The 12,196-nt window shown below is 59.5% G+C and carries 11 protein-coding genes; 8 read left to right on the top strand and 3 right to left on the bottom strand.

The features are described from left to right. Positions 1–7: 7 nt before the first annotated feature. The 4 genes from V9L13_RS12300 to fabF all read left to right on the top strand — a co-directional run bounded on the left by V9L13_RS12300 (position 8) and on the right by fabF (position 4,751). A complete protein-coding gene (locus tag V9L13_RS12300) occupies positions 8–2,002 on the top strand; it encodes a nucleoside-diphosphate sugar epimerase/dehydratase (RefSeq protein WP_338802863.1) in 1,995 nt (664 codons plus the stop codon). 114 nt (positions 2,003–2,116) lie between these two features. Next, positions 2,117–2,452 carry a helix-hairpin-helix domain-containing protein gene (locus tag V9L13_RS12295; protein ID WP_338802636.1) on the top strand — a complete coding sequence of 112 codons (336 nt, stop codon included), beginning with the start codon at positions 2,117–2,119 and terminating at the stop codon, positions 2,450–2,452. A 209-nt stretch (positions 2,453–2,661) separates the two neighbouring features. After that, positions 2,662–3,459: an SDR family oxidoreductase gene (locus V9L13_RS12290; RefSeq protein ID WP_338802635.1), complete on the top strand. Its 798-nt coding sequence runs from the start codon at positions 2,662–2,664 to the stop codon at positions 3,457–3,459. Between the two features lie 17 nt (positions 3,460–3,476). Beyond that, the gene (gene fabF, locus V9L13_RS12285) at positions 3,477–4,751 is read left to right on the top strand and encodes a beta-ketoacyl-ACP synthase II (protein ID WP_338802634.1); all 1,275 of its coding nucleotides are present in this window, start codon (positions 3,477–3,479) and stop codon (positions 4,749–4,751) included. Here fabF and V9L13_RS12280 read toward each other — a convergent pair. The 3 genes from V9L13_RS12280 to eat all read right to left on the bottom strand — a co-directional run bounded on the left by V9L13_RS12280 (position 4,748) and on the right by eat (position 7,103). Continuing rightward, positions 4,748–5,305, bottom strand: a complete 558-nt coding sequence (locus tag V9L13_RS12280) for a TetR/AcrR family transcriptional regulator (RefSeq protein ID WP_045122570.1) — start codon at positions 5,303–5,305, stop codon at positions 4,748–4,750. The genes fabF and V9L13_RS12280 overlap by 4 nt on opposite strands. A 136-nt stretch (positions 5,306–5,441) precedes the next feature. Further along, a complete protein-coding gene (locus V9L13_RS12275; RefSeq protein WP_003226857.1) occupies positions 5,442–5,609 on the bottom strand; it encodes a DUF2897 family protein in 168 nt (55 codons plus the stop codon). 129 nt (positions 5,610–5,738) lie between these two features. Then, positions 5,739–7,103, bottom strand: a complete 1,365-nt coding sequence (eat, locus tag V9L13_RS12270; RefSeq protein WP_003226855.1) for an ethanolamine permease — start codon at positions 7,101–7,103, stop codon at positions 5,739–5,741. Positions 7,104–7,529: 426 nt separating this feature from the next. Here eat and kdpF point away from each other — a divergent pair, with 426 nt between their 5' ends. The 4 genes from kdpF (at position 7,530) to kdpC (ending at position 12,164) form a co-directional block, all read left to right on the top strand. Beyond that, on the top strand, positions 7,530–7,619 hold the full coding sequence (gene kdpF / locus V9L13_RS12265; RefSeq protein ID WP_003226853.1) for a K(+)-transporting ATPase subunit F: 90 nt from the start codon (positions 7,530–7,532) through the stop codon (positions 7,617–7,619). Positions 7,620–7,627: 8 nt separating this feature from the next. Next, complete coding sequence (kdpA, locus tag V9L13_RS12260) at positions 7,628–9,322, top strand: potassium-transporting ATPase subunit KdpA (RefSeq protein WP_338802633.1); 1,695 nt, start codon at positions 7,628–7,630, stop codon at positions 9,320–9,322. A gap of 10 nt (positions 9,323–9,332) precedes the next feature. Next, the gene (gene kdpB / locus V9L13_RS12255) at positions 9,333–11,390 is read left to right on the top strand and encodes a potassium-transporting ATPase subunit KdpB (protein ID WP_338802632.1); all 2,058 of its coding nucleotides are present in this window, start codon (positions 9,333–9,335) and stop codon (positions 11,388–11,390) included. 228 nt (positions 11,391–11,618) lie between these two features. Further along, positions 11,619–12,164 (top strand): potassium-transporting ATPase subunit KdpC, encoded by a 546-nt coding sequence (kdpC, locus tag V9L13_RS12250; RefSeq protein ID WP_338802631.1) that lies wholly within the window; start codon positions 11,619–11,621, stop codon positions 12,162–12,164. The last annotated feature ends 32 nt before the right edge of the window (positions 12,165–12,196 follow it).

The following is a 12,196-nucleotide window of genomic DNA, read 5'->3' as shown; positions in this document are numbered from 1 at the left end:
CGAGGTTATGGATAAGATAAAAGCTTTTTTGTTGAACCTTCCGCGTCGACAGAAACGAATTTTGCAAGTGGTAACCGATATCCTTCTGGTTTGGTTCGCCTTGTGGATGTCATTTGTCGTGCGCCTGGGAATCGACGAAATGGTCAATCCCTTTACACACCACCTCTGGTTGTTCATCAGTGCGCCTGTCGTTGCAATTCCTTTGTTCATACGCTTTGGAATGTACCGCGCGGTAATGCGCTACTTCGGTAATGACGCACTCATAGCCATTATCAAGGCTGTCAGTCTGTCCTCTTTGATCCTGGGCGTTGTTGTTTATTGGTACAGTAATCACCAAAACGTTGTTCCGCGCTCGATCATTTTCAACTATTGGTGGCTCAGTCTCATCATGATTGGTGGATTGCGGTTGGCAATGCGTCAATACTTTCTGGGCGACTGGTTCTCCGCCGCTCAGCATGTACCTTTTACCAGTCGGGACAACGGCTTGCCGAAGGTTGCAATCTATGGCGCCGGTGCAGCCGGCAACCAGCTGGTTGCTGCGTTGCGCATGGGCAGGGCCATGCGTCCGGTAGCTTTCATTGACGACGACAGCAGCATTGCCGATCGCGTCATTTCCGGATTGCAGGTGTATAAGCCAAAACATATACAGCAGATGATCGACGAGACGGGCGCTCAGGAAATACTTCTGGCGGTGCCTTCTTCCTCGCGCGGTCGACGCCGGGAAATCCTCGGATTGCTGGAGAGCTATCCACTGCATGTAAGAAGTGTGCCCGGATTCATGGACCTGGCCAGCGGTCGTGTGAAAGTCGATGATATTCAGGAAGTCGATATCGCCGATCTGCTGGGGCGGGACGCAGTGCCTGCCCAAGAGGATTTGCTGGAGCATTGCATCCAGTCTCAGACGGTTCTTGTAACTGGCGCTGGAGGATCGATCGGTTCCGAACTGTGTCGACAGATTCTGGCCTTGCGGCCTACGACTCTCTTACTTTTCGAACATAGCGAGTTCAACCTCTACAGCATTTTGACCGAGTTGGAACAGCGAGTGACCCGCGAGTCCTCATCGGTTCGCCTGATACCTATTTTGGGTTCTGTTCGTAATCAGGAGAAGTTGCTGGAAATAATGCGTACCTGGCGGGTGGACACTGTTTATCACGCCGCAGCTTATAAACATGTGCCAATGGTGGAGCACAATATTGCAGAGGGCGTCCTGAATAACGTCATTGGCACGCTGCACACAGCGCAGGCTGCACTGCAATCCGGCGTTGCCAACTTCGTATTGATCTCAACAGACAAGGCAGTACGTCCAACAAATGTCATGGGCAGTACCAAGCGTTTGGCCGAATTGACATTACAGGCTCTAAGCAGGGAAGTCGCGCCGGTTCTTTTCGGTGATGACTCCAATGTTTCCCGAGTCAACAAAACCCGATTTACGATGGTGCGTTTTGGTAATGTTCTGGGCTCATCCGGTTCAGTTATTCCGCTTTTCCACAAGCAGATCAAATCCGGGGGGCCATTGACGGTCACCCACCCGAAAATCACTCGTTACTTCATGACCATCCCGGAGGCAGCGCAACTCGTGATCCAGGCGGGATCAATGGGCCAGGGCGGTGATGTATTTGTCCTGGATATGGGGGAGCCGGTAAAAATCGTTGAGCTGGCGGAAAAAATGATTCACCTGTCCGGTTTGAGTGTGCGCTCGGAAAAAACCCCGCATGGCGACATTGCCATTGAGTTTACCGGGCTGCGTCCCGGCGAAAAGCTCTATGAGGAGCTATTGATAGGCGACAACGTGTCAGCCACGCAACATCCGATGATCATGACCGCCAATGAGGACTATTTGTCCTGGGATACGCTTAAGAGTCGACTGATTGACCTGCTCGCTGCAGTTGAGCATGACGATTACACACGTGTCCGCCAACTTCTACGCGAAACGGTGAGCGGGTACACCCCGGACGGAGAAATTGTCGACTGGATCTATCAGCAGCGCCGTCTGGAGCCTTAACTGTCTCATATCCTGTAATAGTTGCAGTTTTGACTCCACCCGGGGATAGCCTAGATTTGGGTCAGCAGCGTTAGGAAATGCTGCTTTCCCAATGGATGTCATGGAGCTGCACTTATGCGTATCGGTTGTTTCTATTCTTTGGTTTTCGCCCTGCTCACCAGCGTTTCGATTGCCGCGATTGCTGGCCCTGTCGTCAACTCGGATCTAAGTCAGACCTCTTCGACGATGGATGCACCCGTCATAGCGGCGAGTCAGAAAATAGATCTCAATGGTGCTGACGCGCCGACCTTGCAAAAAGAGCTGGCAGGCGTGGGCGAGGCGAAGGCCAAAGCCATTGTTGCGTATCGTGATGCAAATGGGCCATTCGCCTCGGTGGATGAGCTGCTGGAAGTGAAGGGCATCGGCAAAGCGATCCTGGATCGCAACCGCGACAAGCTGGAAGTGAACTAAGCTGATAATTCAACGCCAAGGGGCCGGTCATTGACCGGCCTTTCTGTTTTCTGATGTCAGAGATTAGCCAAAGGGAGCTGCGTTGCGTTTGTCGGTGAGCTGAAAATTATGGGTATCATATAGCTGTGAGATTATGCCTATAATAATTTCCGCCGCCTTCATGCAAACAACTCTGAGGGCCAATCCCAACGTATTTCAGGAGCGCTCTCATGAGTTCAGCCCAGTCTCAAGGTACGGCCGTCGTCACCGGGGCATCGTCTGGTATCGGTGCCATCTACGCGCAGCGTCTGGCCGCGCGTGGTTTTGATTTGCTGTTGGTTGCCCGTGATCAGCAGCGTCTGGAAAGCGCAGCGAACCAGTTGCGCGAGACCTGTGGTGTTAAGGTCGAAGTGCTCAAAGCCGACCTGACGCAAAAGAACGATGTCCTCAAACTCCAGCAACGCCTGCGCAGTGATTCGAGCATCAGCCTGTTGGTGAATAACGCCGGGGTTGCAGCCGATGGCTTGCTGGCCAATTCCGACGCCGAGCAACTGGAGCGTCTGATCCAGTTGAACGTCACCGCCGTGACGTTGCTGGCCTCAGCCGCGGCTGCCAGTTTCGCCAAGGCCGGACGCGGCACGATCATCAACATCGCCTCGGTGGTGGCGCTGTTTCCAGAGCGCTTCAACGCTACCTATAGCGCCAGCAAAGCCTACGTGTTGAGCCTGACCCAATCCCTCAACGCCGAGCTCGAAGGTACTGGCGTGAAGGTGCAAGCGGTATTGCCCGGCGTTACCCGCACTGAAATCTGGGAGCGCTCGGGCATCGACGCCAGTGGTATTCCGGCAGAGATGGTGATGGAGGCCGGCGAGATGGTGGATGCGGCGCTGGCCGGTCTGGATCAGGGTGAGTTGATCACCATCCCGTCGCTACCGGACGAAGGTGAATGGCAGGCATTCGTGCGTGCACGGCATGTCATGGCACCAAATCTGTCGCGCAGTTCGGCGGCTGAACGCTACAAAAATTGATCAGAGGTAACTGCGGTATGAGTCAGCGTCGAATTGTTGTCACCGGTATGGGCCTGGTTTCTCCTTTGGGCAGTGATGTCGAGGTTGTCTGGCAGCGCTTGCTGGACGGGCGCTCCGGCTTGCGCAATTTGCCGGACGCGGTGAGTGCAGATCTGCCGACACGGGTCGCCGGGATGGTGCCAACGGCGGCAGAGGACGTCCAGGCCGGTTTCGATCCGGACCTTGCCACGCCACCCAAAGAGCAGAAGAAGATGGACCGCTTCATCCTGTTCGCCATGGAAGCGGCGCGCCAGGCGTTGGCGCAGGCCGAATGGCAGCCGTCTGAGGCCAGGGATCAGGAGCGCACCGCAACGATCATCGGCTCCGGTGTTGGCGGTTTCGGGGCAATAGCCGACGCCGTGCGCACCACCGACAGTCGTGGCCCGCGTCGTCTGTCGCCGTTCACCATCCCATCGTTTCTGGTCAATCTGGCGGCCGGGCATGTGTCGATCCAGCATGCTTTGAAAGGCCCGTTGGGTGCACCGGTGACTGCTTGTGCTGCCGGGGTCCAGGCGATCGGCGATGCTGCGCGGATGATTCGCGCCGGTGAAGTGGATATTGCGGTTTGCGGCGGGGCGGAAGCCTGCATCGATCGGGTCAGCCTGGCCGGTTTTGCCGCCGCGCGAGCGTTGTCCAGCGGCTATAACGACACTCCCGAGCGCGCTTCGCGGCCCTTTGACAGCGGTCGCGATGGCTTTGTGATGGGGGAGGGCGCGGGTTTGCTGGTGATCGAGTCGCTTGAGCATGCGCTGGCACGTGGTGCACAGCCATTGGCCGAGTTGGTGGGTTATGGCACCAGTGCCGACGCCTATCATCTGACCGCCGGTCCGGAGGACGGCAGTGGTGCACGACGGGCCATGCAGTTGGCGCTGGCTCAGGCTGGTATCGCACCGGATCAGGTGCAACATCTCAACGCACATGCCACCTCCACCCCGGTCGGCGATCTGGGAGAGTTGGCGGCGATCAAAAGTGTGTTTGGCGAGCAGAACAAAATCGCGGTCACTTCCACCAAGTCCGCTACTGGGCATTTGCTCGGCGCGGCCGGCGGGCTGGAGGCGATCTTCACGTTACTGGCCATCCGCGATCAGGTGGTGCCGCCGACGCTCAACTTCGACAATCCCGATCCGGCGAGCGAGGGCGTGGACATCGTTCACGGCCAGGCGCGGTCGATGCCGATTGAATATGGGTTGTCCAACGGCTTCGGTTTTGGCGGGGTGAATGCCAGCGTGCTGTTCAAGCGCTGGGAAGGCTAGTCCTGATCTTTCTTCAGGGTGTCACGTGTGACGTCGAGAATCCGTTGGGCCAACTGCGGATTTTCGACGCTGCGTGCGAGCACCAGTGCACCAACCAGTGTGGCCATGATGACAATGCTGCGATCAGCGGCGGATGGGCCTTCCAGCGTGTTTTGCACTTGTTCCAGTCGACTGTTGAGCACCGCGTCGGTGGTCGGGCTGGGCTGACCGCGCAGACCCATTTCCGAGGACATGGTCGGCAACGGGCAGCCTTCGTGCGCAGAGCTGTAGTGCCATTCGGAGAGGTAACTGTCGATGAACGCCTCCAGCGGGCGTTCCTCGGAGAACAGCATGGCGCAATGCGCGTCCAGCTGCGCGCCAGCCTCCTGCAAGGCTTTTTCCACCAATTCGTCCTTAGACTTGAAATGTGAATAGAACCCGCCATGGGTCAGCCCGAGCGCCTTCATCAATGGTTGCAAACCGGTGGCGCCAATACCGTCCTGGCGAAAGCGTGCCGAGGCTTCCTTGATGATGCGCTGATGGGTCTGGGCTTTGTGATCCTGCGAGTAACGCATTTCGACTCTCCGCGACAAGGCCACCATCTTAACCACGGAAAATTAAATGGTGACTGTACTTCTACTTCTAAAAAGCGTGCGGATAAGTCCAAAGCCATAAAAAACAAACCCCGCCGATTCAGGCGGGGTTTTTCATTCAGCGATCCTGCGCGTCCTTGATGTCCGCTTCGGCGTTGCGCTGCGCAACGCGTTTGCGTTCTTCATCGGTCAGTTCAACCTTGTTGGCGGTGTCGCGCAACATCATCAATCCGCCAACGATCGAGCCGATTGCAACGACCAGAATCAACCAGGCATACCAGGGCATAACGGCTCTCCTTAAGGGCAGTTCGACGGGCGAGGATTTCGCCGTGCGACGCTGCATACCACTTTTGAGCGAAGTGAGTTCGCAGTGGTTCCATTCTAGGCTGGTTATGCCCGGTGTATCTGAAATCCCTCAGCGGCCGGTCAGCATCGCATCGGCCGGAGCGTCAGCGCGCAACTGCCCGGTGAGCAAGAAGTAGCCGAAGCCGACCGCCATGAAACCGAGGAAAATCAGCCCGATCAGTGCGTTGAACCAGGCCATGGCGATCAGGCACACCACTGCCAGCACCAGTGCGATCAGCGGAATCAGCGGGTAGCACGGCGCACGGAAAGTACGCTCGAGATTCGGTTCGGATTTGCGCAGTTTGAACAGGCTGAGCATGCTCATGATGTACATCACGATCGCGCCGAACACCGCCATGGTGATCATCGCCGCAGTGAGGGTCATGCCGCCGAGATTGATCAAGCCGTCGCTGTAAATCGCGGCGATGCCGATGATGCCGCCGGCAATGATCGCGCGGTGCGGGGTCTGGAAGCGCGAGAGTTTCGCCAGCGACGCCGGCAGGTAACCGGCGCGGGCGAGGGCGAAGAACTGCCGCGAGTAGCCGAGGATGATCCCGTGGAAACTCGCCACCAGCCCGAACAGGCCGATCCACACCAGCATGTGCAACCAGCCGGAGTTGTCGCCGACCACAGTCTTCATCGCCTGCGGCAACGGATCGTTGATGTTCGCCAGGGTGCGCCAGTCACCGACGCCGCCCGCGAAGAACATCACGCCCATTGCCAGCAACACCAGGGTCAGGATCCCGCTGATGTAGGCCTTGGGAATCGTGCGCTTGGGATCCTTGGCCTCTTCGGCGGCCATTGCTGCGCCTTCGATGGCGAGGAAAAACCAGATCGCAAACGGAATCGCGGCGAACATCCCGGCAATCGCCGGCACACCGAACACATCGGAGCCTGCCCAGCCATTCAGGGCAAAGCTGCTGAAGCTGAAGGCCGGTGCGACCACACCCATGAACACCAGCAATTCGATCACCGCCAGCACGCAGACGATCAGCTCGAACGTCGCGGCCAGTTTCACACCAAGAATGTTCAAACCCATAAAGACGATATATGCGCCGACCGCTGCATGTTTCGGATCGAGCGCCGGAAACTGCACATTCAGGTAGGCGCCAATCGCCAGGGCGATGGCCGGCGGCGCGAAGACGAATTCGATCAGCGTGGCCAGCCCGGCAATCAGTCCGCCTTTTTCACCGAAGGCTCGGCGACTGTAGGCGAACGGCCCACCCGCATGGGGAATCGCAGTGGTCAGTTCGGTGAAGCTGAAGATGAAACAGGTGTACATCGTGGCGACCATGAACGAAGTCACCAGAAAGCCCAGTGTACCGGCCACGCCCCAGCCGTAACTCCAGCCGAAATACTCGCCGGAAATCACCAGCCCGACGGCGATGCCCCACAGGTGCAAGGTGCCCAGCGTGGGTTTGAGTTGTGTGTTCATGCGCATGCTCCCTGAACGGTTTGGAAAGCTCGGGGGAGGGCGTGTGCAGTGGGCGTGCCAGTCCTGTGAATCAGGTCGCAATAGGCTGAAAGCTGTCGTTATCCAAGATGTTCATTACCGGATGGGCACATTTTCGTGCGCCAGTTGGGTGCGACGTCGTTAGTGCTGCCGTCTTCGCGAGCAAGCCCGCTCCCACAGGTTTGGCGTTGGAATCAAACTCTGCGGACCACGCAAAAAACTGTGGGAGCCGGGCTTGCTCGCGAAGGGGCCCGCCAACACGACGCAAAACCCACCTGTAACGAACGCATAAACCCACTCTTTACGCTTTCTTTATGCCCAGCCAACCCCCTCGGTCTCGCGCCTTTACAGCCTCCTTTCCGACAATGCCCCGACAAGCGGCAATACGCCGTAACACGGAGATCTTCCATGAGCGTTCTGGACGGGGTGTCCCTGCTGTTGGCAGCCGGGCTGTTCATTTATCTGTTGGTTGCGCTATTGCGCGCGGATCGGGGCTAGGAGCGGCTATGCACAGTTATGACTATTGGCTGATCCTCGCGTTTTTTGCGGTGGTGTTGTTGCCGGCGCCGTTCCTCGGGCGCTTTTACTACAAGGTGATGGAAGGTCAGCGCACCTGGCTGACGCCGATTCTGGGCCCGGTCGAACGTGGCTGTTATCGCATTTCCGGGGTTGATCCGCAGGCTGAACAGAGCTGGCAGAAGTACACGCTGGCCTTGCTGGCGTTCAACCTCGCCGGTTTCCTGCTGCTGTTTGCGATCCTGTTGTTCCAGGATCACCTGCCGCTGAACCCGCAAAACCTGCCGGGCCAGGAATGGACTCAGGCGTTCAACACCGCGATCAGTTTCATGACCAACACCAACTGGCAGTCCTACAGCGGTGAAGCGACTCTCAGCTACCTGAGCCAGATGGTCGGCCTTACCGTGCAGAACTTCGTCAGCGCCGCTACCGGCCTCGCCGTGCTGGTTGCACTGTGCCGTGGCATCGGTCGCAAGTCGGCGAAGACCCTGGGCAACTTCTGGGTCGACATGACCCGCGCCACCCTCTACGGCCTGCTGCCGCTGTGCCTGCTGCTGGCGCTGTACCTGGTGTGGCAGGGCGTACCGCAGACTTTCGCGCAATATGTGAACGCGGTGACCATGCAGGGCGTTGATCAAGTGATCCCGCTCGGCCCGGCGGCCAGTCAGATTGCGATCAAGCAACTGGGCACCAACGGCGGCGGCTTCTTCGGTGTCAACTCGGCGCACCCGTTCGAGAACCCGACCGCGTGGAGCAACCTGTTCGAAGTCACTTCGATCATCCTGATCCCGGTGGCGCTGGTGTTCACCTTCGGCCACTACGTCAAGGACCTGCGTCAGAGCCGCGCGATCATCGCCTGCATGCTCGCACTGTTCCTGATCGGCGGCGCAACTTCGCTGTGGGCCGAATATCAGCCTAACCCTGCGCTGAACAACGTTGCCGTCGAGCAGACCGCGCCGCTGGAAGGCAAGGAAGCACGCTTCGGCACCACCGCCACCGTGCTGTGGTCGGTGACCACCACCGCGGCGTCGAACGGTTCGGTCAACGGCATGCACGACAGCCTCAATCCGCTCAGCGGCATGGTCGCGCTGGTCAACATGATGGTCGGCGAAGTGATCTTCGGCGGCGTCGGTGCCGGACTCTACGGCATGTTGCTCAACGTGCTCATCGCGGTGTTCCTCGCCGGCCTGATGATTGGTCGCACCCCGGAATACCTCGGCAAGAAACTGCAGGCGCGGGAAGTGCAATTGTTGGTCGTCACCCTGCTGGTGATGCCGGTCGGCGTGCTGGTGCTCGGTGCGATTGCCGCCACTCTGCCTGGCCCGGCGGCGACCATCAGTAACCCCGGCCCGCACGGTTTCAGTCAGTTGCTCTATGCCTACACCTCGGCCAGCGCGAACAACGGTTCGGCCTTCGGTGGTCTGAGCGCCAACACGCCGTTCCACAACCTGATGCTCGGTCTGGGCATGTTGATCGGTCGCTTCGGTTACATCCTTCCGGTACTGGCTTTGGCCGGCAGCCTGGCGATGAAGAAAACCGCACCGATCGGCCAGAACAGCTTCCCGACCCATGGCCCGCTGTTCGTGACTCTGTTGACCGTGACTATTTTGCTGGTGGGCGGCCTGACGTTCTTGCCGACGCTGGCGCTGGGTCCGATTGCTGAACACCTGAGCATGGGTTTCTAAGGAATAGATCATGAATATGCCTGCAATCAAACCCGCTGCCGTCAAGGCACCGGAACAAGCGAAAACCGCGATCTCGGCCCTGTGGCGTCCGGCGCTGCTGCAAGCCTTCGTCAAACTCAACCCGCGCCAGCTGGTGCGTTCGCCGGTGATGCTGGTGGTCGAACTGACGGCGATCTTCACCACCGTGCTGTGCTTCATCCCGGACAACGTCGTGCCGACGTTCGTCGCCGCGCAGATTGCCCTGTGGCTGTGGTTCACCGTGCTGTTCGCCAACTTCGCCGAAGCCTTGGCCGAAGGTCGCGGCAAGGCCCGCGCCGACAGCCTCAAGGCTGGCAGCGAAGGCCTCAGCGCACGACGCAAGATGGCCAATGGCAGCTTCCAGGTGGTGCCCGCCGCCAACCTGCGCAAAGGCGATGTGGTGCGCGTCGAAGCGGGGGAGATGATCCCCGGTGACGGCGAAGTCATCGAAGGCATCGCCGCGGTCAACGAAGCGGCGATCACCGGTGAATCGGCGCCGGTGATTCGCGAGTCCGGCGGCGACCGCTCGGCGGTCACCGGCAACACGCGCCTGGTGTCCGATTGGCTGCTGGTGAAGATCACCGCCAACCCCGGTGAATCGACCCTTGACCGCATGATCGCGCTGGTCGAAGGCGCCAAACGCCAGAAGACCCCCAACGAAATCGCGCTGGATATCCTGCTGATCGGCCTGACCCTGATCTTCCTGCTGGTGGTCGTGACCCTGCAACCGTTCGCCCACTTCGCCAACGGCAGCCTGCCGCTGGTGTTCCTGGTGGCGCTGTTGGTCACGCTGATTCCGACCACCATCGGTGGCCTGTTGTCGGCGATCGGTATCGCCGGGATGGATCGACTGGTACGGCTGAACGTGATTGCCAAATCCGGGCGTGCAGTGGAAGCGGCCGGTGACGTGCACGTGCTGCTGTTGGACAAGACTGGCACCATCACCTTCGGTAACCGCCGTTGCAGCGCGGTGTATGCCGCGCCGGGTGTGAGTGGTCGCGAGTTGGCCGAAGGCGCGTTGTTCGCCTCGCTGGCGGACGAAACCGCCGAAGGCAAATCCATCGTCGAATACCTGCGCGGTCTGCACCCGCAAACCGAGCCGGCGCTGGATAGCCTGACAGCGGTGCCGTTCAGCGCGGAAACCCGCTTGTCCGGTATTGACTATCAGGGCCGCGTGTACCGCAAGGGCGCAGTCGATTCGCTGCTGGCGTTCCTCGGTCAACAACGCTCCGATCTGGCTCCGGCGCTGTCGCGGGAAATCGACAAAATCGCGCAGAGTGGCGGTACGCCGTTGCTGGTTTGCGCCGACGGCAAACTGCTGGGTGCGATCCACCTCAAGGACGTGGTCAAGCCAGGCATTCGTGAGCGTTTCGCCGAGCTGCGCAAACTGGGGATTCGCACGGTGATGGTCACCGGTGACAACGCGTTGACCGCGGCGGCCATTGCGGCAGAAGCGGGCGTCGATGACGTACTCGCCGAAGCCACCCCGGAGAAGAAACTCGCACGCATTCGTCATGAGCAGAACGACGGTCGTCTGGTGGCGATGTGTGGCGACGGCGCCAACGATGCTCCGGCACTGGCCCAGGCTGACGTCGGCATGGCGATGAACGACGGCACGCAAGCCGCACGCGAAGCCGCAAACATGGTCGACCTCGACAGCGACCCGACCAAGCTGCTGGACGTGGTGCAGATCGGCAAGGAATTGCTGGTGACCCGTGGTGCGCTGACGACTTTCTCCATCGCCAACGACGTCGCCAAGTACTTCGCGATTCTGCCGGCGCTGTTCGCCGCGATCTATCCGCAACTGGGCGTGCTGAACATCATGCACCTGACCAGTCCGCAGAGCGCGATCCTTTCGGCCATCGTCTTCAACGCCCTGATCATCGTGGTGCTGATTCCACTGGCACTGCGTGGCGTACGCGTACAGGCAGCGAGTGCCGCGGCACTGCTGCGGCGCAATCTGCTGATCTACGGACTGGGCGGGATTCTGGTGCCGTTCGTGGGGATCAAGGCGATCGACATGCTGCTCACGGCTTTGCATTTGGTTTGAGGTTGGAAGAGCCCCTCACCCTAACCCTCTCCCGGAGGGAGAGGGGACTGATCGAGGTGTTTGTAAGAGGCGTACCGACCTGGGATAGCGAGCCGAACTCAGGTCTGGAAAAGCGCAGAGATCGGCTCCCTTTCCCCTCGCCCCCTTGGGGGAGAGGGCTGGGGTGAGGGGGAAAAGATCTCCCTGGCACCCCGCAAAAGTTTGCCCAACGAATTCGAGGATTTTGCAATGTCCACAATGATACGTCCGGCCCTGAGCCTGCTGGTGCTGATGACCCTGATCACCGGCGTGGCCTATCCACTGGTAGTGACCGGCGTTGCGCAGGTCGCTTTCCCTGAACAGGCCAATGGCAGCCTGGTGCACGATGCCGATGGCAAGGTGCGTGGCTCGTCCCTGATCGCTCAGGATTTCGTCGGTGATGCGTGGTTCCATCCACGTCCTTCGGCGGGCGCCTTCGCGACCGTTTCCAGCAGCGCCAGCAATCTGGCGCCGAGCAATCCGGCACTGGCCACACGAGTGATCGACGACGCCAACAAGTTGCAGGTGCCCGGCCAGGGGACGGTGCCATTGGCGCTGCTGACCACCTCCGGCAGCGGCCTCGATCCGCACTTGCCACCGGCGGCAATTGCCTATCAACTGGCGCGTGTCGCGCAAGCGCGCAAACTGCCGGTGTCGACCCTGCAGCAACTGCTCGATGCGCACATCGAACAGCCGCTGGTGGGGCCACCGGTGGTGAATGTGCTGGAGCTGAACATGGCGCTGGAAAAACTGTAATTCTGCGGCGCTGCCATTCGCGAGCAAGCTCG

This window comes from Pseudomonas sp. RSB 5.4 (assembly GCF_037126175.1).
GTDB classification, from domain to species: domain Bacteria; phylum Pseudomonadota; class Gammaproteobacteria; order Pseudomonadales; family Pseudomonadaceae; genus Aquipseudomonas; species Aquipseudomonas fluorescens_H.
The sequence above is the reverse complement of the archived record's forward strand: the minus strand, read 5'-3'. Positions and strand labels throughout refer to the sequence as shown.